Annotated in this window: 22 protein-coding genes; 18 read left to right on the top strand and 4 right to left on the bottom strand. The window is 64.1% G+C overall.

What is annotated here, in order from left to right; genetic code table 11:
* Nucleotides 1–28 precede the first annotated feature (28 nt).
* From ACE3TY_RS00610 to ACE3TY_RS00590, 5 genes are read left to right on the top strand one after another with little or no spacing between them, the layout of a single operon-like run.
* Nucleotides 29–649, top strand: coding sequence for a glucose-6-phosphate isomerase (locus tag ACE3TY_RS00610; protein WP_374649907.1), 621 nt, complete (start codon nucleotides 29–31; stop codon nucleotides 647–649).
* Complete coding sequence (locus ACE3TY_RS00605; RefSeq protein WP_374649905.1) at nucleotides 646–1,593, top strand: shikimate dehydrogenase; 948 nt, start codon at nucleotides 646–648, stop codon at nucleotides 1,591–1,593. Before ACE3TY_RS00610 ends, ACE3TY_RS00605 begins: the two co-directional genes overlap by 4 nt.
* Nucleotides 1,594–1,597: 4 nt before the next feature.
* Nucleotides 1,598–2,548, top strand: coding sequence for an NAD(P)-dependent oxidoreductase (locus ACE3TY_RS00600; RefSeq protein WP_374649903.1), 951 nt, complete (start codon nucleotides 1,598–1,600; stop codon nucleotides 2,546–2,548).
* Entirely contained in the window at nucleotides 2,538–3,395 is an 858-nt protein-coding gene (locus ACE3TY_RS00595; RefSeq protein WP_374649901.1) for an MBL fold metallo-hydrolase, read from the top strand. Before ACE3TY_RS00600 ends, ACE3TY_RS00595 begins: the two co-directional genes overlap by 11 nt.
* A 3-nt stretch (nucleotides 3,396–3,398) precedes the next feature.
* Nucleotides 3,399–4,256, top strand: a complete 858-nt coding sequence (locus tag ACE3TY_RS00590; RefSeq protein ID WP_374649900.1) for an SIS domain-containing protein — start codon at nucleotides 3,399–3,401, stop codon at nucleotides 4,254–4,256.
* On the opposite strand, the gene ACE3TY_RS00585 is transcribed toward ACE3TY_RS00590, so the two are convergent.
* On the bottom strand, nucleotides 4,253–4,906 hold the full coding sequence (locus ACE3TY_RS00585; protein ID WP_374649898.1) for a cysteine hydrolase family protein: 654 nt from the start codon (nucleotides 4,904–4,906) through the stop codon (nucleotides 4,253–4,255). The two genes, ACE3TY_RS00590 and ACE3TY_RS00585, sit on opposite strands and share 4 nt — an antisense overlap.
* 11 nt (nucleotides 4,907–4,917) lie before the next feature.
* Nucleotides 4,918–5,691: an N-formylglutamate amidohydrolase gene (locus ACE3TY_RS00580; RefSeq protein WP_374649896.1), complete on the bottom strand. Its 774-nt coding sequence runs from the start codon at nucleotides 5,689–5,691 to the stop codon at nucleotides 4,918–4,920.
* 122 nt (nucleotides 5,692–5,813) lie between these two features.
* On the opposite strand from ACE3TY_RS00580, the gene ACE3TY_RS00575 reads away from it, so the two are divergent.
* Nucleotides 5,814–7,133, top strand: coding sequence for a glutamine synthetase (locus ACE3TY_RS00575; RefSeq protein ID WP_374649894.1), 1,320 nt, complete (start codon nucleotides 5,814–5,816; stop codon nucleotides 7,131–7,133).
* Between the two features lie 27 nt (nucleotides 7,134–7,160).
* Entirely contained in the window at nucleotides 7,161–10,205 is a 3,045-nt protein-coding gene (locus tag ACE3TY_RS00570; RefSeq protein ID WP_374649892.1) for an aminotransferase class III-fold pyridoxal phosphate-dependent enzyme, read from the top strand.
* Nucleotides 10,206–10,280: 75 nt separating this feature from the next.
* Here ACE3TY_RS00570 and ACE3TY_RS00565 read toward each other — a convergent pair whose 3' ends face one another.
* On the bottom strand, nucleotides 10,281–11,039 hold the full coding sequence (locus tag ACE3TY_RS00565; protein WP_374649890.1) for a cupin domain-containing protein: 759 nt from the start codon (nucleotides 11,037–11,039) through the stop codon (nucleotides 10,281–10,283).
* A gap of 130 nt (nucleotides 11,040–11,169) precedes the next feature.
* Between ACE3TY_RS00565 and ACE3TY_RS00560 the strand changes: the two genes are divergently transcribed.
* Together ACE3TY_RS00560 and ACE3TY_RS00555 are read left to right on the top strand one after the other, a co-directional pair.
* Nucleotides 11,170–11,634: a DUF1348 family protein gene (locus tag ACE3TY_RS00560; protein ID WP_374649888.1), complete on the top strand. Its 465-nt coding sequence runs from the start codon at nucleotides 11,170–11,172 to the stop codon at nucleotides 11,632–11,634.
* A gap of 237 nt (nucleotides 11,635–11,871) precedes the next feature.
* The gene (locus tag ACE3TY_RS00555) at nucleotides 11,872–13,230 is read left to right on the top strand and encodes a sensor histidine kinase (protein WP_374649886.1); all 1,359 of its coding nucleotides are present in this window, start codon (nucleotides 11,872–11,874) and stop codon (nucleotides 13,228–13,230) included.
* 60 nt (nucleotides 13,231–13,290) lie between these two features.
* Here the strand turns inward: ACE3TY_RS00555 and ACE3TY_RS00550 are convergent, their stop codons facing one another.
* On the bottom strand, nucleotides 13,291–14,100 hold the full coding sequence (locus ACE3TY_RS00550; RefSeq protein ID WP_374649884.1) for a DUF72 domain-containing protein: 810 nt from the start codon (nucleotides 14,098–14,100) through the stop codon (nucleotides 13,291–13,293).
* Nucleotides 14,101–14,266: 166 nt separating this feature from the next.
* On the opposite strand from ACE3TY_RS00550, the gene ACE3TY_RS00545 reads away from it, so the two are divergent.
* The 9 genes from ACE3TY_RS00545 to ACE3TY_RS00505 all read left to right on the top strand — a co-directional run bounded on the left by ACE3TY_RS00545 (nucleotide 14,267) and on the right by ACE3TY_RS00505 (nucleotide 24,159).
* Nucleotides 14,267–15,424: an MHYT domain-containing protein gene (locus tag ACE3TY_RS00545; RefSeq protein WP_374649883.1), complete on the top strand. Its 1,158-nt coding sequence runs from the start codon at nucleotides 14,267–14,269 to the stop codon at nucleotides 15,422–15,424.
* A gap of 162 nt (nucleotides 15,425–15,586) precedes the next feature.
* A complete protein-coding gene (locus tag ACE3TY_RS00540; RefSeq protein ID WP_374649881.1) occupies nucleotides 15,587–16,459 on the top strand; it encodes a xanthine dehydrogenase family protein subunit M in 873 nt (290 codons plus the stop codon).
* Between the two features lie 4 nt (nucleotides 16,460–16,463).
* Nucleotides 16,464–16,979, top strand: coding sequence for a (2Fe-2S)-binding protein (locus tag ACE3TY_RS00535; protein ID WP_374649879.1), 516 nt, complete (start codon nucleotides 16,464–16,466; stop codon nucleotides 16,977–16,979).
* On the top strand, nucleotides 16,976–19,390 hold the full coding sequence (locus ACE3TY_RS00530; RefSeq protein WP_374649877.1) for an aerobic carbon-monoxide dehydrogenase large subunit: 2,415 nt from the start codon (nucleotides 16,976–16,978) through the stop codon (nucleotides 19,388–19,390). The genes ACE3TY_RS00535 and ACE3TY_RS00530 overlap by 4 nt, the downstream gene beginning before the upstream one ends.
* Before the next feature lie 10 nt (nucleotides 19,391–19,400).
* The gene (locus ACE3TY_RS00525) at nucleotides 19,401–20,273 is read left to right on the top strand and encodes an AAA family ATPase (RefSeq protein ID WP_374649875.1); all 873 of its coding nucleotides are present in this window, start codon (nucleotides 19,401–19,403) and stop codon (nucleotides 20,271–20,273) included.
* Nucleotide 20,274: 1 nt separating this feature from the next.
* Nucleotides 20,275–21,459 carry a VWA domain-containing protein gene (locus tag ACE3TY_RS00520; protein WP_374649874.1) on the top strand — a complete coding sequence of 395 codons (1,185 nt, stop codon included), beginning with the start codon at nucleotides 20,275–20,277 and terminating at the stop codon, nucleotides 21,457–21,459.
* An 11-nt stretch (nucleotides 21,460–21,470) separates the two neighbouring features.
* Nucleotides 21,471–22,298, top strand: coding sequence for an XdhC family protein (locus tag ACE3TY_RS00515; RefSeq protein ID WP_374649872.1), 828 nt, complete (start codon nucleotides 21,471–21,473; stop codon nucleotides 22,296–22,298).
* Between the two features lie 10 nt (nucleotides 22,299–22,308).
* The gene (locus ACE3TY_RS00510; protein ID WP_374649870.1) at nucleotides 22,309–22,965 is read left to right on the top strand and encodes a CoxG family protein; all 657 of its coding nucleotides are present in this window, start codon (nucleotides 22,309–22,311) and stop codon (nucleotides 22,963–22,965) included.
* Nucleotides 22,966–23,103: 138 nt separating this feature from the next.
* Complete coding sequence (locus tag ACE3TY_RS00505) at nucleotides 23,104–24,159, top strand: ABC transporter ATP-binding protein (RefSeq protein ID WP_374649868.1); 1,056 nt, start codon at nucleotides 23,104–23,106, stop codon at nucleotides 24,157–24,159.
* The last annotated feature ends 7 nt before the right edge of the window (nucleotides 24,160–24,166 follow it).

The following is a 24,166-nucleotide window of genomic DNA, read 5'->3' as shown; positions in this document are numbered from 1 at the left end:
TAGTGTTACTACTGAAATGGAGATGCAAATGGCCTTATTCGAACCGACTGCCTGTCAGGTGGATGTCGCCGCCGGGACCATGTCAGGAGCAACCGGAACCTATCGGAAGCGTCTGGCCGATCTGGCCGGGCTCTATGGGGACGAAGGGGCCTTTGCGGCGGCCGTTCAGGCAGGCGGCAACACCATCGTCTATGACGTCGCCGACTTCCGTCCCTCGGCCAGGAGCGGCGATCTCATCTTCGGCATCACGCGCATGTCGGCCGGCTGCATCGGCGAGGAGTACTACATGACGCGCGGGCATATCCACGCCGTGGCCGACCGGCCGGAGATTTACTACGGGCAGGCGGGCCAGGGCCTCATGCTGATGGAATCGCCCGAGGGCGAAATGCGTGTGATCGAAATGCGCGCCCAGACCATCTGCTATGTGCCGCCTTTCTGGATTCACCGCTCGGTCAATACCGGCACGGCCGACTTCGTCATGATTTTCTCCTATCCGGCCGATTCTGGACAGGATTACGGCATCATCGAACGCGCGGGCGGCATGCGCCACCGCGTGATGCAGGGCGGGCCCAAGGGCTGGCAGCTGGTCGGGAACAAGGATTACCGCCCGCGTTCGACCGAGGCGGTAGCGGCGGTGATGCAGCCATGATCTACCGGCCGGCGACGCAGCCGACGCTCTATTTCATCGGCGTCACCACCGCCAAGAGCTCGATCATGCAGGTCTTTCCGGCCTGGGCGCGGCATCTGGGGCTGGTGGATGCCGTTATCAAAGGCATCGACTTCCCGCTCCATGCCGATCCGGCGGCCTATCGCGCGGCGGTTTCCTTCATCAAGGCCGACCCGCTCTCGCTGGGTGCGCTGGTGACGACGCACAAGATCGATCTCTATGCCGCCGCGCAGGATCTGTTCGAGGAGGTCGACCCCTATGCCAGGCTGATGCACGAAACGTCCTGCATTTCCAAGCAGGGTGCAAAACTCGCCTGCCACGCCAAGGATCCGATCTCCTCGGGCCTCACCATCGACAGTTTCCTGCCCGCCGATCATTTCGCTCGCTGGGGGGCGGAGCTTTTTTCCATCGGGGCCGGCGGCTCCACCATCGCGCACACCTGGCATCTGGCGCAGCGGGACCGTGGTGCCAACCGGCCGAGCCGGATCGTCGTGGCCGACCGCGATCAGGCGCGGCTCGATGAAATCCGCCGCATCCATCAAGCCTTCGCCATCGACCTGCCGGTCGATTACGTGCGGGTGGCCGATGCCGCCGGCAACGATGCGATCCTTGGCCGGTTGAAGCCGCATGCGCTGGTCATCAATGCCACGGGCCTGGGCAAAGATCGGCCGGGCTCGCCTTTGACCGATGCCGCGCGTTTTCCCGAACGGGCGATTGCCTGGGATCTCAATTACCGGGGCGATCTGATCTTCCTCGACCAGGCGCGCCGCCAGCAGGAGGAACGGCATCTGCAGATCGAAAACGGCTGGACCTATTTCATCCACGGCTGGACCCAGGTCATCGCCGAGGTTTTCCATATCGGCATTCCGACCGGCGGTCCCGGCTTCGACGCGCTCTCGCACATCGCCGCGGCCGCGAAAGGCTGACACCATGCCCGCCCGTATCCTCGTCACCCCCCGTTCGCTTACATCCGCTCCGCATCCGCAGATCGACCGGCTGCGTGTGGCCGGTTTCGAAGTCGTGACCTCGACGCCGGACACGCTCCCCAGTGAAGCAGAGCTTATCTCGCTGCTGCCGGGTTGCGTCGGCTGGCTGGCCGGGATCGAACCGGTCACCGCCAGGGTGATCGAGGCGGCGCTGGATTTGCGGATCGTCAGCCGCAATGGAACGGGCATCGACAATCTGCCCATGAAAGCCTTGCGCCAGCGCGGCATCGCCGTGGCGACGGCCGGCGGTGCCAATGCGGCCGGTGTTGCCGAGCTGGCGATGGCTCTCATCTTCAGCGCGCTGCGCCATATTCCGGCGGCCGATGCCGGCATCAAGCAGGGCGCCTGGCCAAGGCGGCGCGGGCACGAATTGCGCGCACGCAAGGTGGCCGTAATCGGCTGCGGCGCCATCGGCGGCGATGTCGTGCGCATGCTGCACGCGCTTGGCGCCGACGTGCTGGCCTATGACCCGCTGCGACCGGACCTGCGCATTGCCGGCGACAGGTTCCGCTGGGCGGATTTGCCGGCGGCACTCAGCGACGCCGACATCGTCACTTTCCATTGTCCGCTGCAGAAGAACGGCCGGCCGATCCTCGATGCGGCCGCCACCGTGGCCCTGCGGCCCGGCGCCATCGTCGTCAACACCGCCCGCTCGGCCCTGGTTGACGAGGCGGCCTTGCTGGCCGGTCTTGAAAGCGGCCGGATCGAGTGCTACGCGACCGATGTCTTCGATCAGGAGCCGCCCAGGGATCTGACCCTTGTCCGCCATCCGCGCGTCATCGCCACCAGCCATATCGGCGGCTTCACCGACGAAAGCGTCGAGCGCGCTACGTCAGTGGCCATCGACCATCTGCTGGCAGCCCTCGCACCCGCGGCCAGGGCCCATGCCGGCTGATCTCGAAGCCATTCCCTTCGCGGACGGGTTGGCGGCGCAGCTGGCCAAGCCGCCGGCGGACGGCCTGGCGCTCTATTGGCTCGGCCAGGCCGGTTTCGTGATCGATGCCGGCGGCTATCGGCTGGTGATCGATCCGTATCTGTCCGATTCATTGGCCGAGAAATATCGCGGCCGGCTCTATCCGCATCGGCGCATGATGGCTGCGCCCGTGACGACCGGTGAACTGGTCCATGTCGATCTGGTGCTGAGCACCCATCAGCATACCGACCATATGGACCCCGCCACCCTGCGGCCGCTTCTGGCGGCGCGGCCCCGGGTCGACCTGGTGGCGCCGGTCGCGGCAAGGGAAGAAGCGCTGAAGCGCTCCGGCCTTGAGGCAAAGCGCCTGCGCCTCATCGATGCCGGCGAAAGGATCGAAGCCTTGCCGGGTGTGTGCGTCACCGCCACCCGCGCCGCGCACGAGACATTGGAGCGGGACGCGCAAGGCCATTACCGCTTCCTCGGCTATGTGATCGAAATCGGCGGCGCGCGCATCTGGCATTCCGGCGACACCGTGCCCTTCGACGGCATGGCGACGGAGGTCGCGGCACTCAAGCCCGATATCGCCTTGCTGCCGGTCAATGGCCGCTCCGCCGAATTGCTCGCCAATGGCGTTCCCGGCAACCTCGCTTTGGGCGAGGCCATCGCCATTGCCCGCGATGTCGGCGCCAAAGCGCTGATCGCCCATCATTTCGGCATGTTCTCCTTCAACACGGCCGATCCCGCCGTTATAGACCGCGCCGTTTCCGTGTCGGACCGGCCGCACCTCTTCCGCGCCGATCTCAACACCGTCTATCGCTGGGGATAAATCATGGCGGATGCCGCGCATCAGAACATTCTGGAAGTGGTGCGGGTGACGCGGGAGGCCCTGCGCAAATCCGACCGCAAGGTGGCGGACGCGATCCTTGCCGATCCGCGCCGCTACCTGACCGCCACCGTGGCCGAGACCGCCATGCTGGCCGATGTCAGCCAGCCCACCGTGATCCGCTTCTGTGCCGCCATCGGCTGCGGCGGGTTCCAGGATTTCAAGCTGCGCCTCGCCCAATCCCTGGCCCTGGGCACGCCGGCCACTCATTCCGTGCTGCTGGAGAGCGATGGGCCGCAGGAGGTGTTCGACAAGATCTTCGACTACACCATCACCAGCCTCGACTGGGCGCGCAAGCGCATCGACAAGGCGACATTGGCCCGCGCGGCCGATCTGCTGGCGGACGCCAAGCGGATCGAATTCTTCGGCTTCGGCGCCTCCGGCATCGTGGCACAGGATGCGGCGCAGAAATTTCCCCTCTTCGGCGTGCCGTGCGGCGCCCAGATGGATGCGCATCAGCAGATCATGACGGCGAGCCTCCTGGGCCCGCAGGATGTCGCGGTGGTCATTTCCAATACCGGCAGCACGCGCTCGCTCTTCGAGATCGCCGATATCGCACGGGGGAATGGGGCCACGGTCATCGGCCTGGTCGGCAACACGGCACCGCTGATGGCGCATTGCGATGTCAGCATCCTCATCGAGACGCTGGACAATACCGACGTCTACACACCGACCATCTCGCGCATCGCGGCGCTCACCGTCATCGACGTGCTCTCGACCGCCGTCGCCATGCGCCGCGACCCCGCGCACCGTAGCCGCGTCGCCGCGATGAAGGAATTGCTGCGCGAACTGCGGAGTAGCTAAAGCGTTGCTAATTCCGCCAGCAATTCGTCGGTCGAACGCTGGCGGCAATAGCCCTTGATGGCCGCTTCCGAGAAGGTCTGCCGTTCCGGCGTGTAGGTGGCGCAGGCATCCGGCACCAGGGTCACCATGTAGCCGAGATCGCCCCCGCCCCGGACCGTGTTCTCGACGCATTGGTCGCTCAGGATGCCAAAGACGATCAGATATTCGAAGCCCATATTGCGCAGGATATAGTCGAGGTTGGTGGTGCCCCACGGTCCCGAGGCGGTCTTGCGCACGATGATATCATCCTGGGCCGGCTTCACCTCGTCGATCACCTGCGCCTCCCAACTGCCGCGCGGATTGTTGATGAAGGAGGCCTTGTGATCGATGCCGCGATCGCGCCCGTCCTTGGTCAGGCTTTCGATGACGATGTAGATGTTCTCGATGCCGAGCTTTCGCGAGGCGGCATGCAGGCGCTGCTGGTTGGGAATCGCCAGATTGTCGAGCCGGTCATAAAAGTACCGGTATTTCCCGCTTTCCGGTGTATCGGCATGGCGTTTCACCGCCGCGCAATCGGCATTCTGCATGTCGACGCTGATGAGCGCTGTCCTGCCGGGCACGATGGGGCGTTGGCGGTAGGCGGGGCCGAGGATTTCTGGACGGTCGGTCATCGTTGATCCTTCTATTTCTGGCCAAGCCGCGCGATGGCGGGCCGGAGGCGGTCAAAAAGGGACCGCAGGCGGTCCCCCCAAAGGGCTATTCCGGCAGGGTCCATCAGCGTGTCCTGGCGGATCTCCAGCAGCACATGCGGCAGGCCGCGCTGTTCGCCGTGGACGGGAATCGAATAGTCGCTTTCGTCATCCACCGCGTAAGGCAGGTTGTCGCCGACGACGATGCCAGGCTCGTCGAACGTATCGAGGAGCAGGCCCGCCAGCCGCCGGTCGCGGTGATAGGCGAAATCGACATGCCAGGGCCGCATTTGGCCCGGATAGTCAGCTGTGAAGCTGTGTATGGCAAAGAGGGCCTGCACCGGATGCCGGTCGAGATGCGCGGCTATCGCCCGGTGATAGGGATGGAAGAACGTCTCCTGTCGCTGCCGGCGCTCCGCCGGCGACAGATCGCGGTTGGCTTCGATCTCGACCCCGGCACTGATCGAGGGAATCGATCCATCGCCGGTCAAAGGGCGGTTGCAATCGATCACCAGGCGCGAATAGCCGGTCAGGAACAAGGGCGCCTTGAACGCAGCCGCCAGATTCCGCGCCAGTGCGGCGGCACCGATATCCCAGCCGATATGCGTTTCGAGCAAGGATTGAGGCAGGCCGAGAGTACCGAGCGCTTGCGGGATGCGGCGGCTGGCGTGATCGCAGACGAACAGGAACGGCGCGCCGCCGTCGCCATTGACGATCTCGACGGCAGGCGGTTCGTCCTCGGTCAGCAGGGATTCTTCCATCGGCATGATCGGCCCAGCAATAGCAAGGGGATAGCGATGGCGGCAAGGCCGAACATTCCACCTTGCTGCCGCGCCGCCTTTCCTTGACTATCGGCCGGCCTTTGCGAACCACCCGCGAGATTCCCCCGATGAGCCAGACTGCCGACCTCGCCATCTTCCTGACCAATGACCTGACCGGAATCAGCCGGGGCCGGGCATTTCCGTCAGCGGATCTCAAGGACCGGATGCTTGCGGGCGTGGGCTGGGTTCCGGCCAATCTCGCCCTCACCCCCTTCGGGCTCATCGGTGCCAATCCGTTCGGGCCGCTGGGCGATCTGCGGCTGCAGCCGGATCCGGAAGCGGCGGGCTTTCACCTGAGCGGCGTCGATGGCGCGCCCGACCTCCACGCCTTTCTGTGCGATATCGTCGAGACCGACGGCACGCCCTGGGGCGGCTGCGGGCGGGGTTTTGCCAAGAAGGCGCTGGCGGATCTGGCCCGCGAGTTCGGCCTGACCGTCAAGGCCTCGTTCGAGCACGAATTCTTCCTGCTGGGTGACAATCCGATCGGGGATGCCGCCTTCACCTTGCAGGATTTCCGCAGCGCGCAGGGTTTCCTCGGCACGCTCATCGCCGCCCTTTCCAAGGCCAGCGTCTATCCGGAGATGATCCTGCGCGAATACGGGCCCAAGCAGTTCGAAGTGACCATGAAGCCGGCGCGCGGGCTCATTGCGGCCGACCGCGCGGTGGCCTTGCGCGAGGTGACACGCGACGTCGCGCGCCAGTTCCGGCAGCAGGCCTGCTTCGCGCCGATCATCGATCCCACATCGGTCGGCAGCGGCGTCCATGTTCATTTCAGCCTGGAAACGGTCGAGGGGAAGCCCGTGACGCACGATCCGGCGCAGCCCGGCGGCATCGGTGCGCTGGCCGCAAGCTTCGTCGCCGGCGTGCTGAAGCATATGCCGGCGCTATGTGCCCTCACCGCCCCCAGTGTCATTTCCTACCTGCGCCTGACGCCGCACCGCTGGAGCGCCGGGTTCAACTGCTTCGGCTATCGCAACCGCGAGGCCGGCGTGCGCATCTGCCCGGTCGACGATACGCCCGGCAACGACATTTCCAGGCAGGTGCATCTGGAATTCCGCGCCAGCGACGCGACCGCCAGCCCCTATATGGTGCTGGGCGCCCTCATCCGCGCGGGGCTCGAGGGCCTGCGCGCCAAGATGAAAGCGCCGCCGCTGGTCGAAGGCGATCCGGCTGACCTTACGGCCGATGAACTTGCCAAGCTCGACATCCGCCGCCTGCCGGATTCGCTGCCCACGGCGCTGCGGGAGCTCGAAAACGACAAAGTGGTCGCCGGTTGGCTGCCGGCACCCTTGCGCCAGGGCTACCATGCCCTGAAGACAGCCGAAATGGCGCGCACCGCCGATCTCGACCCGGCTGCGCAATGCGCACTCTATGCCAGATATTACTGATCCATCCCGCCGCATCGAAAGAACGTCATGTCCGTCCTTACCTCCCTGCCGCCGGCCTTTGCCGTGGCGAAAGTCGAAACCATCGTCGACACCCTCTACGGCCTTGCCGGCACGCTGGCACCGCTCGACAGCGAGCGCGACCAGAATTTCCGCCTGACCGAGGGAAATGGGCAAAGCTGGGTCGTGAAGATCGCCAATGTGGCGGAGGATCTGCCGGCGCTGGATTTCCAGGCCGGCCTGCTGCGACATGTGGCCGAGATCGACCCCGCCTTGCCGCTGCCGCATGTGAAGCCCACCTTGAACGGTGAAATTCTGGGCCGCTGCACCGGCGACGACGGCAAGAGCTATTTCGTCCGCGTGGTGAGCTGGCTACCGGGCAAGCCCTTCGCCAAGGGCAATAAATCGCCGGCCCTGCTGGCCGATTTCGGTGACAAGCTGGGCCGGCTGACGCGGGCGCTGCAGGGTTTCGGCCATGCCGCCGCGGCGCGCGCCTTCGATTGGGACGTGGCCCAGGCCGGAAGGTCGCGGGCGCGCCTGGCCTATATCGACGAAGCCTGGCAGCGCGACATACTGGAATATTTCCTGGACCGGTTCGACACAATGGTCGGTCCGCGCCTCAAGCGCTGTCGCGCCCAGGTGATCCATGGCGATGCCAACGATTACAACGTGCTGGTCGATAGCGCAGCGGGCGAAAGCATTGCCGGCATCATCGATTTTGGCGATGCGATCCATTCGCCGCTGATCAACGAACTGGCGGTGGCCGCGGCCTACGCGATCATGGACCGCGGCGCACCGATCGACGATGCGGGTATCATTGCCGCCGCCTTCCACAAGGCCAATCCGCTGCTCCCTGAGGAAATCGACCTGCTGTTCGACCTCATCGCGCTGCGCCTCGTCATCAGCGTCACCATGTCGGCTTCGCGCCGGGACCGCGCCAAGGACAATGCTTACCTGAGCATCAGCGAGGCGCCGGCCTGGAACCTGCTGAAACGCCTGCGCGCCATGGACCCGGTCATCGCCACCGGCCTGCTGCGCCAGGCCTGCGGCTTCGAGGCCGTGCCGGGCGCGCGCGCCGCCATCAGATGGATCGAAGACAATCGCCTTAGCCTCGCTGCCGTGCTGGACCGGGCGCCGGCCCGGGAGCGCAAGGGCTTGGTGCCATTCGGCGACAAGACGCACCCGATTGCCATCACCTCGGCCGCGCGCAAGCCTGACGAGGCAGAGAAACTGTGGCACGAAATCGCCGCCAAGGGCGGGATCGATCTCGGTATCGGCCCCTGGGGCGAGGACCGGCCGGTCTATACGGCCGAGGCCTTCGCCTCGACCCTGGCCAGCGGCCAGCGCCGCTCGGCTCATCTGGGGCTCGACCTCTTCCTCGATGCCGGCGCCAATGTGCGGACACCTTTGCCGGGACGTGTCGTCGACATCTATGTCTCGGACCTGCCGCTCGATTACGGCCACGCCATCCTACTGGAACACAAGCCGGCGCCGGAGATCGCCTTTTTCAGCCTGTGGGGGCATCTCAGCGCCGAGACGGCAAGGACGCGCAAGCTTGGCGAGGAATTGCGGGCCGGCGACATTGTCGGGCAGATGGGGCCGAATACCGAGAATGGCGGTTGGCAGCCGCATTTGCACCTGCAGCTTATCGCCTATCGTCCGGCACGCGCCGCCGACGTGATCGGCGCCGGCGAGCCCGCTTATCGCGCGGTCTGGGCCGAGCTGTTTCCGGACCCCGCCACCTTTGCCGGGGTGCCGCCGGAGACCTTCGCGCAAAGCGGCAGGCCGTCCGACGATCTGCTGAAAGTGCGCAAGGACAAGCTCATCCGCAATCTTTCCATCTCCTACCAGACGCCGATGAAGATCGTGCGCGGGGATGGCGTGCATCTCATCGACGATCGCGGCCGGTCCTATCTCGATTGCTACAACAATGTGGCGCATCTGGGTCATGCCAATCCGGAGATCGTGGAGGTGCTGGCGCGCCAGGCCGCGATTCTCAACACCAACACCCGCTATCTCCACGACAATATCATCGCCTATGCCGAGAAGCTGACGGCGACCCTGCCGAAGAGCCTCGCTGTCGCCGCCTTCGTGTGCAGCGGCAGCGAGGCCAACGATCTGGCGCTGCGCATGGCGCGCAATCACACGCAGGCGCAGGGCGTGGTGGCGCTCGATTGGGCCTATCACGGTCACGCCACCTCGCTCATCGAGGTGAGTCCCTACAAATACAAGCGCAAGGGTGGCAAGGGCCGGCCGGCGACGACGGGCGAGGCCGCGCTGCCGGACGCCTACCGGGCGCCGGCGGATTGGCCGCGCGCGGAGATCGGACGGCGCTATGCGGCCTCGGTTACCGCCGCCGTCGAGCAGATCGCGGCCGGCGGCCACAAGGCCGCCGCCTTCATCGCGGAATCGCTGCCCAGTTCCGCCGGCCAGATCGTGCTGCCGGAGGGCTATCTGCCGGCGGCCTATGCGGCGGCACGCGCCGCCGGCGCCGTGGTCATCGCCGACGAAGTGCAGATCGGCTTCGGCCGGGTGGGCGACCATATGTGGGCGTTCGAAGGCGAAGGTGCCGTGCCCGACATCATCACCCTGGGCAAGCCGATCGGGAACGGCCACCCGATGGCGGCCCTGGTCACCACGCGCGAAATCGCCGACAGCTTCTATAACGGCATGGAATATTTCAACACGTTCGGCGGCAATCCGGTGTCCTGCGCCGTCGGCCTCAAGGTGCTGGAAATCCTGCAACGCGACCGCCTGCGCGAGAATGCGCTCTCGCTCGGCAGCGATCTCCTCTCCCGCATGGGCAGGCTGATGGAAAAGCATGAGCGGATCGGCGATGTGCGCGGGCGCGGGCTGATGCTGGGCATCGAGCTGGTGGAGGATCGCAAGAGCAAGGTGCCCGCCACCGCCTATGCCGGGCGCATCGTCGAGAAATGCCGGCAGCTGGGCGTGCTGCTCGGCACCGACGGGCCGCACGACAATGTCATCAAGATGCGGCCCGCCATGGTCTTCACCGCCCGCGATGCCGATTTCCTCCTGCAGGTGCTGGAGACGGCCTTCGCGGAGGTGGCATGAGGTCCAGGCAGGAGGGCCTCGATCCAGGGTCCCCCTCTCCCCCGCGAGGGAGAAGGGCATGTTGTCATCAACCGATTACCCTTTCGGGATCATGATGCAGTAGTATTTCTTGACGTACTCCGTGCTCAGCCATTCGACATTGGCGCCCATGGGCACGAAGAAGGTCTCGCCGGCATGGTAGGTTTCGCTCCAGCCGTCCGGGTCGGAGAGTGTCACTGACCCTTCCAGGAGGTGCATCAGCTCGTGGCGCGGAAAGGGGATCGCCTTGCGCCGGTAGGGGGTCGAGTCCCAGACACCGACAGTCCATTGCTTGCTGGCATCCTCGAACCAGTTGCGGCCGCTCTGCCGGGGACTGGAACCGATGAGGAGTTCAGCGGCGGGCGATGGCGTCGGCTCGCGCGGCGCCAGGGTGTCGATCTTCAGCACCCGCTGTGCGCTGGCCCGGGCCGGATCGGCACCGGACGCATCGTCGAAGATGACGTAATATTTCTTCAAATAGCCGTCCTGCCGCCATTGGCAGACCGTGCCCTTGGGGATGATGAAGCTTTCGCCAGCCGCGACATGGGTGACGCCGCCATCCTGCCCCATCATCGTCACCCCACCTTCCAGCACGATCATGAATTCGTTGACCGGATAGGGGCCCATCTTGCCGGTAAAGGCGGTGCAATCCCACACGCCGGTGCTGAGGCCGATCCGTGGGTCGTTGAAATATTCGAGGCCGCGCTGCACGGGGCTGCCAGAGTCGATCTCATCGGCCGGAATGGCCGGCCAGGTGGAGAGACCTTCATGCTGCTGGCCGTTAAGTGCGAATCTGATCGCGCGGTTCTTCGTCATCTACTGCCCCCCCGGTTCGACTGGCCGCGCATTTGACGCGGGAATGCCGCGTCGATCAACCCCCGCGCAGGAGTCGCCAAGGCGGATCTTCGCCCCTATCATGCGATGCAAGACAGAAAGGAGAGCCGCGATGGATCGTCCACCCCTTCCCCCCTTCACGGAAGATACCGCCGCGCAAAAGGCGCGCCTGGCGGAAGATGCCTGGAACAGCCGCGACCCCGCGCGCGTGGCCCTTGCCTATACGATAGATAGCCGCTGGCGTAATCGCGCCGAATTCATCGACGGGCGCGCGGCGATCGAGGCCTTTCTGACGCGTAAATGGCAGCGCGAGCTGGATTACCGGCTGATCAAGGAATTGTGGGCTTTCCGCGACAACCGCATTGCGGTGCGTTTCGCCTATGAATGGCACGACGATAGCGGGCAATGGTATCGCTCCTATGGCAATGAGAATTGGGAGTTCGACGAACACGGCCTGATGCGCCGGCGCCTTGCCAGCATCAACGATTCGCCGATCCGGGAAACCGAGCGGAAGTATCATTGGCCGCTTGGCCGCCGCCCGGACGATCACCCATCCTTAAGCGAACTCGGCCTCTGATCGATCATGCTTGAAGGACTTCATTCTTAGAATATCTCGGGCCGCGCGCCCGAATTAAGGCAAATTATCCGCATTTTTCCCTTTCAGTTCAATGGACTGGAACACGCTTTGACGCGACTCGGGAGTACGGTTAATATTCCGTTAAGGGGATTGGGCGGTGCTATCACGATGGGGGACGTGCCGTCGGATGCCGCTGCTCATTTTGGGCGCTGATATTCGGGGCATGGCAACGCAGCGATGAGCACTGCGCGCAGGTACTGGCTGGTCGTCATCGTCGTCGGCACGTTCCTGCTGGCGCTGGGCCTCAGCGTGCAGATTCTGCTGGCAAGTGCCTTCGACGCCCACCGCAGCATGAAGAATGTCGCCTGGGCGGCAGCGCAGCTCGAAATCGAGTATCTGCAGTTCAAGCATGCTTTCAGCGGCTATGCGGGCGCCACGCAATCCGTGCCCGCGACTTTCCTGGCGACGCGCCTTTCCGTTTTCCAGAACCGCATCCGGGTCCTCAAGCAGGAAACCGACCCGACCGAGCTTGCCGAAGACAAGAGCTACGCCAAGCTGGTCGCCGATCTCGATGCGGTGACGGCACTCGATTCTCCGCTCAAGCTGGCAATGGCGACCAAGGACAAGGACGCGCTGAAGGCGGCACTCAATAAACTGGCGCAGCTGGATTCACCGATCCGCTCCTGGGTCCAGGATGTGATGCTGCACAGCAATCCCGACCGGCAGAAGGACGAATTGGCCGCCGCGCAGATGAAAGCCGCGGGCATCATGTCGGTCGCCATCCTGTCCGGAATAGCCCTCATTCTCCTCCTGCTGCGCAACATCAAGCGGGTCGAGAGTTCGCGCGAGCGCGAGCGCGAAGCGCGCATCCGCGTCGATCAGGCCGGCCGCGTCAAGGACACGTTCCTGGCCGTCGTCACGCATGAACTGCGCACTCCGCTCAATGCCGTCATCGGCTTTTCGGAGTTGATGAAGGCCCGGGCCGACAAGAACCATGACCAGGAGCTGATCGCCTGGACCGACGAAGTCCTCAATGCCGGCAGAAATCTGCTGACGCTGGTCAACCAGACCATCGACATGTCGAAAATCTCCGCTGGGAAGCAGGCGCTGTCGCCGGCCGAGTTCGACCTGAGGCTGCTGGTGGCCGACAGCGTCACCACCATCAAGCGGCAGTTGAACCAGGATCCCGCCGAAAGCCAGCGCCATGAGGTGACGACGAGCCTGCCGCCGCAGGATGTGATGATCCGCGCCGACGAGGCCTGGCTGCGCCAGGCACTGCTCAACACGATCCTGCACGGCCGCAAGAAATCGCGCCCGGACAAGCCGATCGAGATCACGGTCAGCCACGGCAACGGCCGCGCGCGCATCGATATCGGCAACCGGGACCATGTCGGCAAGGAGATTACCGTCAGCACGGCGGCGCTCGAGCCGTTCCTGCAGGGCGAACTGGGCCTGAGCCGCGGCACGCATGGGCTGGGGCTCGAAATGCCCATCGCCAAGGCGATCATCGAAGCGCATGACGGATCGCTCCATTACGAAGCGTCCACGAATTCATTCCGGGTATCGATCGACCTGCCGCTCAACCTCGCCGCCTGAAGCAGGGAAGCATCGAGGCGGGCCGGGGTGAGGGGCGTTTCCGTCAAACCGTGAAATGCTTCAGATATTCACCCGCTCGATCAAGGCCATGGCGGCCGCCGGGTTCGCCACCTTGTGGCCGCTGATGACGTAGAGGAAGACGTCGCCAGGCCCCTTGCGCCCGGGTTTCCTGCTGACGGTTTCCAGACCCTCCGGCATTTCGCCCTTGGCCAGAACCTGCGCGCGCTTGGCCCAGAGGTCGAGCGACTTTTTCGGATAGCCGAGCTTCTCCCCCTCCTCCGTTCCCATGATACGCAGATAGGCGAAGGGAGCGGTGAGATCGGCGATCTGCGGATATTCGCCATCGGCCGCCGTGATGATGGCGACATTGTAGGCGCGTGCCAGATCGATGAAGTCGGGCGTCTTGAAACTGTCGTGGCGCACTTCGACCGCATGGCGCAGCTTGCGTCCATCGACGCTGTCGGGAAGCAGTTTCAGGAAAGCTTCGAAATCGACCGGGTCGAACTTCTTCGTGCCCATGAACTGCCAGTTGATGGGACCGAGCTTCTGCTTCAGTTCGGTGATGCCGCTGGTGAGAAACTTCTCGACCGACGGAGCAGCTTCGGCCAGCACGCGGCGGTTGGTGGCAAAGCGCGGCCCTTTGAGCGCGAAGACAAAATCCTCGGGCGTTTCCTCATGCCATTTGGCGAAACTCTCCGGTTTCTGCGAGCCGTAATAGGTGCCGTTGATCTCGATCGAACTGAGCTGCCGGCTGGCATGTTCGAGTTCGCGCTTCTGTGCCAGGCCGTCCGGATAGAAGGTTCCGCGCCAGGGTTCGAAGGTCCAGCCGCCGACACCGATGCGGATGTGGGGATTATCCTTCCTGGGCATGCGCTATCCTTCCTCTTCGACGGTGAAAAGTATCGCCTTTATAAGATGTTATCATCCTAATTGTTTCAAGCCCAAGGCATGGGCTAGATTTACGGCTACCGGATCGAGATGCCGCGGATGGCGCATCCCAAGCGATGGGACCGGTTTCAAGGCGGAGGCAGCACCGGTGGTTCCCGCTCACGAGCCATGGCTCGTCGCATTGTCTTTGTTGGTGGCCTTTCAGGGAAGCTATGTCGGGTTGCACCTGGCACGGCAGATCGGTGTCGCGCGCGCCACGTCGCAGCGCGCCCTCATCACCGGCTCGGCGCTGACGCTGGCGCTCGGCATCTGGACCATGCATTTCGTCGGCATGCTGGCCGTGCAGTTGCCAGTGGCGATCGATTTCCTGGTCCTGCCGACCCTTATATCCTTCCTGGTCTGCGTGCTGGTCGTGGGTTTTGCGGTCTTTGCCGTCGGAACAGGCACGCCCAGCCGGCCGCGCGCCGTCCTCGCCTCGCTCTTCATGGGCGGCGGCATCGTCACCATGCATTATCTCGGCATGTATGCGCTCCATGCCAGTGCGCATATGAGCCACGATCCATGGCTGGTGGCCGCCTCGATCGCAATCGGCGTCGGTGCCTCAGGCAAGGCGCTGTGGTTCGGCTTCGGGCCGGGCGCCAAGAGATCGGTGCTGGTGTCGGCGGCCCTGATGGCGCTGGCCATCTCGGCCATGCATTACACGGCCATGGCGGGGCTGACACTGCGTCTCCACGAAGCGGCAACGGCACCGGACATGCCGGCGCTGTCGCCCGGCCTGCTTGCAATTGTCGTGTCGGTCGTGGCCTTCGTCGTCTCCGGCCTGTTCCTGCTGACCCTGGTGCCCGGCAGGACAGAGGCGGAGATCGCACCGATACTCGCACCCGCCGCGCCGGTGTGGGATATGCCGGTGCGGGATCTTCCGATGCGGGATATTCCGGGGGCATCCGCTCCCGCGCCGCAGCATCGCTCCTTGCCGGTAGAGAAGGATGGCAGGCGCCTGCAGCTCGACATCGCGCGCCTCGTCGCGGTGCAGGCGCAGGCCCATTACACCAGCCTGTTCGACGGCGAGGCGAGTTGGTTCTGCCCGCTGCCCATTTCGGAAGTCGAGGCGCAGCTGGACCCGACCATCTTCGCCCGCGTTCATCGCAGCCATATCGTCAATCTCGATCGGATTGCTGCGGTCAAGAAGGCCGCCGATTCGGACGTGGTGGCGATGGCGGCCAAGACGCCCTATCAGGCGCCCGTCAGCCGGTCGCGGCGGAGCTGGCTGAAGCAACGCCTCGGCGCGCGCGCTACCGCTGCTTAAGACAGATTTTCTGACGCAATTCGTTCAGCCAGGCCGTCATTCGTGCACGGAACGGACCATCCGTGCACCTCGCGTTGAGATTGCCGCACCCCCGTTTCTATCGTTGGAACAATAAGAAAAGTTGCTACCCAACCGGCAGCCAGTTCCACGGAGGAGACGATCGTGATCCCGGGACCCTTTATCTATCACCGGCCAGGAAGCCTCGCCGAGGCATTGGCCGTCTTGCGGACCCATGGCGAGGAGGCACGGCCTCTTGCCGGCGGTCACAGCCTTATCCCCATGATGAAATTGCGCATGGCGGCGCCGGAGCATCTCGTCGATCTCGGTGCCATCAAGGAATTGCGCGGCATCGGCGAAGCCGGGGCCGAGATCGTGATCGGCGCTACCGCCACCCAGGCGGAACTCATCAAATCCGACCGGCTGGCGGCCAAGCTGCCGATCATCCGCGAAACCGCGCTGCAGATCGCCGATCCGCAGATCCGCGCCAAGGGCACGCTCGGTGGCAATGTCGCCAATGGCGACCCGGGCAACGACATGCCGGCGGTCATGCAAGCCCTGAACGCCCAATATATGCTGCAGGGTGCCGGCGGCGAACGCGCTGTTCCGGCCCGCGATTTCTACCAGGGCTCTTATTTTACTGCGCTGCAGCAGGACGAAATCCTGGTTGCCGTGCGGATACCCGTTCCGGCCGCCGGTCATGGCCATGCCTATGAGAAGCTGAAGCGGAAGGTCGGCGACTATGCCACGGCAGCCACGGCCGTGATCCTGACGGTGAGCGGCGGCAAGGTCGCGAGCGCCGCGATCGCCCTCACCAATGTCGCCCCCACGCCGCTGTTGGCGGAAGAGGCCGCCAGGCTGATCGTCGGCACTGCCTGCGATGCCGCAACACTCAAGCACGCCGCCGAGGCTGCCAAGGCGATCGCCGACCCGGCCACGGATGGTCGTGGCACCGCTGCGTATCGCCGCGAGATGGCCGGCGTGATGACCGCCCGCGCTGTTGCCAAAGCCTTCGCCCGCGCCAAGACCGGAGCCTGAAGCCATGACAGAGAAAACCATCGATCAGGTGCCGGTCAGCGTCACCGTCAACGGCAGGAAGGTGCAGCGTTTCGTCGACCCGCGCACGCTGCTGATCCACTTCCTGCGCGAGGAAATGAGCCTCACTGGCGCCCATATCGGCTGCGAAACCAGCCATTGCGGAGCCTGCACGGTCGAAATGGACGGGCAATCCGTGAAATCCTGCACCGTCTTCGCCGTCCAGGCGCATGACACGCTGGTGAACACGGTCGAAGGCCTTGCCAATGCCGACGGCACACTGCATGCGCTGCAGGATGGCTTTCGGCAGATGCACGGGCTGCAATGCGGCTTCTGCACCCCGGGCATGCTGATGCGCGCCAAAGTGCTGCTTTCCGAGAACCCCGATCCCAGCGAAGACGAGATCCGCTTCGGCATCGCCGGCAACCTCTGCCGTTGCACCGGTTATCAGAACATCGTCAAAGCCATCCAGTACGCCGCCGACAAGCTCAACGGCCGTACCCAGAAGGAGGCCGCCGAATGAACGACATGACCCCGACCAAAGAACAGCGCGAAGCCCGCCTCGAAGGCATCGGCTGCAAGAGGAAGCGCGTCGAAGATATCCGCTTCACCCAGGGCAAGGGCAACTATGTCGACGACATCAAATTGCCCGGCATGCTGCATGGCGATTTCGTGCGGTCGCAGTACGCCCATGCCAGGGTCAAGAAGATCGATGCCAGCCGCGCCAAGGCGCTGCCCGGCGTCATCGCCGTCATCACGGCCGAAGAGTTGAAGCCGCTGGGCCTGCATTGGATGCCGACACTTGCCGGCGACGTGCAGGCGGTGCTGGCGGACGGCAAGGTCTGCTTCCAGAACCAGGAGATCGCCTTCGTCATCGCCACGGACCGTTATATCACGGACGATGCGATCCAGCTCGTCGACGTCGAGTATGAGGAATTGCCGGTCATCGTCGATCCATTCCAGTCGATGGCGCCGAATGCCCCCGTGCTGCGGCCGGATCTCGAGGGCAAGATGACGGGAGCTCATGGTGCCCGCAAGCATCACAATCACATCTTCGAATGGACCATCGGCGACAAGGAAGCGACCGACATCGCCTTCCGACAAGCCGAGGTATCGATCAAGGAACTCATCTCCTATCACCGCACGCACCCCTCGCCGCTGGAAACCTGCCAATGCCTGGCAAGCTTCGACAAGATAAAGGGTGAGTTGACTGTCTACGGCACTTTCCAGGCGCCGCACGTCATCCGCACGGTGGCTTCGCTGCTGTCGAAGATCCCGGAACACAAGATCCATGTGATCGCGCCGGATATCGGCGGTGGCTTTGGCAACAAGGTCGGCGCCTATGCCGGCTATATCTGCTCGATCGTCGCCTCGATCGTGACGGGGCAGCCGGTCAAATGGGTCGAGGACCGGATGGAGAATCTGTCCACCACCTCGTTTGCCCGCGATTACCATATGACGACCGAAATCGCCGCCACCAAGGACGGCAAGGTCACCGGCCTGCGCGTCCATGTGCTGGCCGATCACGGCGCCTTCGACGCCTGCGCCGATCCATCGAAATGGCCGGCGGGCTTCTTCAACATCGTCACCGGTTCCTATGACTTCCCCGTCGCCCATGTCGCGGTCGATGGCGTCTATACCAACAAGGCACCGGGCGGAGTCGCCTATCGCTGCTCGTTCCGCGTCACGGAAGCCGCCTATTGCATCGAGCGCGGCATGGATATTCTTGCCCAGAAGCTGGGCATGGATCCGGCCGATCTCAGGATGAAGAATTTCGTGCGGCGCGAACAGTTCCCCTACCAATCGGCCCTGGGCTGGGAATATGACAGCGGCGATTATCACCTCGCCATGCAGAAGGCGATGGATGCGATCGGCTACAAGCAACTCCGCGCCGAGCAGAAGGCCAAGCAGGAGGCCTTCAAGCGCGGCGAGACGCGGGAGATCATGGGAATCGGCGTCAGCTTCTTCACCGAAATCGTCGGCGCCGGCCCCTCCAAGAATTGCGACATTCTCGGTGTCGCCATGTTCGATTCCGCCGAGATTCGTATTCACCCGACCGGCTCGATCATCGCCCGCATGGGATCGAAGAGTCAGGGCCAGGGCCACGAGACGACCTGGGCGCAGATCATCGCTACCGAACTTGGCATTCCGGCCGGCGATATCATGATCGAGGAAGGCAATACCGACACGGCGCCCTATGGCCTTGGCACCTACGGCTCGCGTTCGACGCCGGTCGCGGGTGCCGCCATCGCCATGGCGGCGCGCAAGATCAAGAACAAGGCGCAGATGATCGCCGCACACCTGCTCGAGGTCTCCGAATACGACCTCGAATGGGATATCGACGGCTTCCGCGTGAAGGGAAATCCGGAACGGGCCAAGACGATGAAGGAAATCGCCTGGGCGGCCTACAACGCGCCGCCGCCGGGCCTGGAGCCGGGATTGGAGGCGGTCAACTACTACGATCCGCCCAACATGACCTATCCATTCGGCGCCTATTTCTGCGTCATGGATATCGACGTCGATACCGGTGTCGCCAAGACCCGCCGCTTCTACGCGCTGGACGATTGCGGCACCCGCATCAATCCCATGATCATCGAGGGTCAGGTGCATGGCGGCCTTACCGAGGCGTTCGCCATCGCCATGGGCCAGGAGATCAAATACGATTCGATGGGCAATGTGATGGGGGCGTCCTTCATGGACTTCTTCATTCCGACCGCCGTCGAGACGCCGAAATGGGAAACCGATTTCACCGTCACCCCGTCGCCACATCACCCGATCGGTGCCAAGGGTGTGGGCGAAAGCCCCAATGTGGGCGGTGTGCCGGCCTTCTCCAATGCCGTCAACGACGCGTTCCAGTTCCTTGGCAGCAAGCATATCCAGATGCCGCATGACGCATGGCGCATCTGGGAGACGGCGCGGAAGCTTGGCGCCTGACCTTTCGGACATGGAACGAAAGCAGCAAATTGCGGACCGCCTGGCCGCCATCGGCTACATTGCCGATGGTGGGCTGGCGACAGCACTTGTCCTCATGGACATGCTGAAGCGGCCGCTGCTGGTGGAAGGCCCAGCCGGTGTCGGCAAGACGGAGATCGCCAAGGCACTGGCGGCACTGCATGGGACGGAGCTCATTCGCCTGCAATGCTATGAGGGGCTCGACCGCAGCGACGCGCTCTACGAATGGAACTATCAGCGCCAGCTGCTGGCGATCAAGGCGCGCGAGGGCCAGGATGCGGCGGCGACCGAGGCTCATGTTTTCTCGGAAAGCTATCTGATGGAGCGGCCGCTGCTGGCGGCGATCCGCCGGCCGACGGCGCCCGTGCTGCTCATCGACGAGATTGACCGCGCGGACGAGGAATTCGAGGCTTTCCTGCTTGAAGTCCTGTCGGATTTCCAGGTCTCGGTGCCGGAGCTTGGCACCATCAAGGCGACCAGCATCCCGCGCGTCGTGCTGACATCCAACGACACGCGCGAGCTGTCGGATGCGTTGCGGCGGCGCTGCCTCTATCATGCCCTCGATTTCCCGGACGTGGACCGCGAAGCGCGCATCCTGCTCGTGCGCCTGCCTGGCATCGATACCGGGCTTGCCTTGCAGATCGCGCGGCTGATGCAGGAAATCCGGCGCCAGGAGCTGAGCAAGATTCCCGGCATCGCCGAGATGCTGGATTGGGCCGCGGCCCTGGTCGGCCTCGGTGTCAGTCGCATCGAAGAAGACCGGCTGGCCGTCCACGAGACACTGAGCTGCGTTCTGAAGACCCGGGAGGATCGCGCCCACGTTTCCCCGGAGGTGACGGAACGGCTGATCGGCAAGGTGGCCTGAGATGGCGCTGCAATCCGCAGGCGATATCGGACCGGCCGTCCGCCGACGCCATGCCGGCTTCATGCGGACCTTGCGGGACAATGGCTTCAAGATCGGCCTGGCGGAGAGCAGCGACGCCTTGCGGCTTCTCAGTGCGGAGGGAATCGCCCGCGCCGCGGATGCCAAGCCCGCCCTCAAGGCGCTGCTGTGCGGGCGCCGGTCGGATTGGGAGGGATTCGATACCCTGTTCGACGCCTATTGGTCCGGGCGGCATGTCAAATCGCGCGTGGCACTCAACAATCAGGCCGCACTGGCCAATCAGCGCACCGTGAAGACCCTGGCCGGCCAAGCGGCTTTATTGGGCGGAACCGAGCTGCCGACGGATGTGGAGCGGGGACCGGAGAGCAAGGACGAGGCGGCGCCGCATGGAAAGCGCGAGGGCGCCAGCCGGCAGGAAACATTGGCGCGGACGGATTTCCGCAAGATCGCCGACCCCGAAGCGCTGGCCGCGGCACATCTGCTGGCCGAGCGGCTGGCCAGGCGTATGCGGGCGCATCTGACGCGGCGCGCGCGGGCGGCAAGGCGCGGGCGGCGCCTCGACCTGCGGCGGACAATTCACGCCAGCCTCGGAACCGGCGGCGCGCCGCTGCGTCTCGTGCATCGCAGACCATTGCATAAGCCGCTGCGCCTCGTGCTGCTGGTCGATGCGTCCGGCTCGATGAGTCTCTACACGGCCGTGTTCCTGCGCTTCGTCCATGGCGTACTCGATCATTTCCGTGAGGCGGAAGCATTTCTGTTTCACACGCGCCTCATCCACGTATCCGATGCCTTGCGCGAAAAGGATTCGGCCCGAGCCTTGGACAGGCTGGGATTGATGGCCGAGGGTGTGGGGGGCGGCACGCGGGTCGGCGAGAGCCTGGCGACGTTCAATCGCTGGCACGCCGCCCGCGTCGTCCACTCCAGAACCTGCGTCATGGTCTTTTCCGACGGCTACGACACCAGCCCGCCGGAAATGCTCGGTGGCGAGATGGCGCAGCTGCACCGGCGCTGCCGGCGTATCGTGTGGCTCAATCCGCTCATTGGCTGGGATGGCTATGAACCGAGCGCGCGCGGCATGGCGGCGGCCCTCCCTTATATCGATCTCTTCGCGCCGGCGCATACGCTGGAGAGCCTCGCCGCACTCGAACCCTATCTGCTGCGCTTGTGAGGGAGGCAAAGATGCCGGCACATTCCGAAATCGTCGACCTTGTCGCCAATCTCAAGGCCAAGGGTGAGGCCTTCGTGCTCGCCACCGTGGTGCGCACAGTATCCGTGACGGCTGCCAAGGCGGGCGCCAAGGCGGTCATCCGTGCCGACGGCGCCATCTCGGACGGGTGGATCGGCGGCGGCTGCGCGCGCGCCGCCGTGCTGAAGGCCGCGAAGGAGGCGCTCGCCGATGGGCACCCGCGCCTCGTTTCGATCCAGCCCAAGGATCTGCTGGCCGAACAGGGTTTGCGGCCGGGCGACGAACGTGACGGTATTCGCTTTGCGCGCAACGGCTGCCCCAGCCAGGGAACGATGGACGTGTTTGTGGAACCGATGCTGCCGCGGCCTCATCTCATCATCATGGGTGCCAGCCCCGTTGCCGTCGCCCTGGCTGAACTTGGCCTGCGTTTCGGCTACCATCTGGTCGTTTGTGCGAGGCCCGAAGACCAGCATCTTTTTGCCGAAGCCGACCAGCGCGTCGAAAATTTCGATCTGCTACCCAGCAACGCGACACAGCGGACGATCATCGTTTCGACCCAAGGCCGCGACGATGAGATTGCATTGCGGGCGGCAGTACTCAGCGATGTTACGCATGTGGCTTTCGTTGGCAGCCGGCGCAAACTTGCCGCGCTGTCGCAATCGCTCGTGGCCGACAGGATTCCCTCGGAACGCGTGGGCCGGGTAAAGGGGCCGGCCGGGCTCGATATCGGTGCCATCACCGCGGACGAGATCGCGCTATCCATTCTGGCAGAAATGATTTCTCTACGCCGCAAAGACGAGCGCAACTCCATCAGCAATTGAGGATCGGAACATGCAAATGAGCGATAGCCGGCGCATTCCCGCTCCGCTGGAGAAGGTTTGGGCGGCTCTCAACGATGTGGCGGTTCTGCAAGCTTGCATTCCGGGATGCGAAAGCCTGGAGATGAGCTTGCCCACAGAGATGATTGCCAAGGTGACGCTGAAAGTGGGGCCGGTGAAAGCATCCTTCGGCGGCAAGGTGATCCTCTCGGAAATCGATGCACCGAACAGCTATCGCATTGCCGGCGAAGGATCGGGCGGCGTCGCGGGTTTCGCCAGGGGTGGCGCCCTGGTGCGGCTGGAGGCCGAGGGTCCGGATATGACGATCCTGCATTACACGGCCGACGCCCAGATTGGCGGCAAGCTTGCGCAGCTGGGCAGTCGCTTGATCGATTCCACCGCGCAGAAGCTGGCCGGCGATTTCTTCGACAAGTTCGTGGCAGCGCTCGCACCCCAAGCGCCAACAAAGCCGGACACTGCTCCCGAAGCGGATGACGCACGGGCCGAAAAGAAGGGTTGGTTGAAGAATCTGTTCAGCCAGTCGAACACACGTGCAGCCGGAGTCGTCATCCTCGCAGTATTTGGGCTCTTCGCCGCTCACATCTGCTGCCTCGACCCCGCGCATGCTGAAATGGCCATCCCCTTGTGCAGCGCACAACCTTCGGCCTGAAATACGGCGCCGCCGCGTCAGCAGGATTCAGATTCCGAAGACGGGGCTTTTTTCCCTTGCAGGTGAGGATCGCTGTCGGTAGCGTCCATGTAAGCGCTTGCATCCTATAATCTTACAAAAGCGCAACAGGGAGGTGGAATGGCGGCCGTCGACATCCGCGACGTGCGCAAGGCGTTTGGCGTTGCGCAGATTCTCCATGGGGTATCCATCGATATCGCGGATGGCGAGTTCGTCATCCTGGTAGGCCCGTCGGGCTGCGGCAAGTCGACCTTGCTGCGCATGATCGCGGGCCTGGAAAGCGTCACATCGGGCGAAATTTCGATCGCCGGGCGCGTGGTGAACGACGTTCCACCCAAGGAACGCGATATCGCCATGGTGTTCCAGAACTATGCCCTTTATCCGCACATGACCGTTGCCGACAATATGGGCTTCTCCCTGAAGCTCAAGAAGACGCCGGCGGCCGATATAGCGGCGCGCGTTCAGCAGGCGGCCGGCATTCTGGGCCTTGCGCCCTATCTCGGCCGGTTCCCGCGTCAGCTTTCCGGCGGCCAGCGGCAGCGTGTCGCCATGGGCCGCGCCATCGTGCGCGACCCTCAAGTCTTTCTGTTCGACGAGCCGCTTTCCAACCTCGACGCCAAGCTGCGCGTTGCCATGCGGGCCGAGGTGAAGGAACTGCATCAGCGCCTGAAGACCACAACGGTCTATGTCACGCACGACCAGATCGAAGCCATGACCATGGCCGACAAGATCGTCGTCATGCATGACGGCAAGGTCGAGCAGGTCGGCCAGCCGCTGGAGCTATACGACCGCCCGCAGAACCAGTTCGTCGCGGGCTTCATCGGCTCGCCGGCAATGAATTTTATACCGGGGCGCATCGATGGTGGGTCGTTGGCGGGTGCCGGTGGTTTACGGCTGTCCCTCGACGGCGATGTCGCCCGCCTGCAGGGGCGCAACGTGACTCTTGGTGTCCGGCCGGAACATCTGACACTGGGGGACGGCGGCCTCACCGCCGAAGTGGTGGTGGTCGAACCGACCGGCTCGGAAGTCCAGGTCAACGCCCGCCTGCCCGGTGGCGAGGAAATCGTCGCCGTATTCCGCGAGCGCCACATGTTCAAGCCCGGCGAAAAGATCGGGCTCAAACCGCAACCGGGATTGACGCATCTCTTCGATGCGCAAACCGGCCAGCGGCTCTGATCGAACT

Origin of the sequence: Dongia sp. (genome assembly GCF_041918875.1) — a bacterium.
Classification (GTDB): Bacteria; Pseudomonadota; Alphaproteobacteria; order Dongiales; family Dongiaceae; genus Dongia.
The sequence above is the reverse complement of the archived record's forward strand: the minus strand, read 5'-3'. Positions and strand labels throughout refer to the sequence as shown.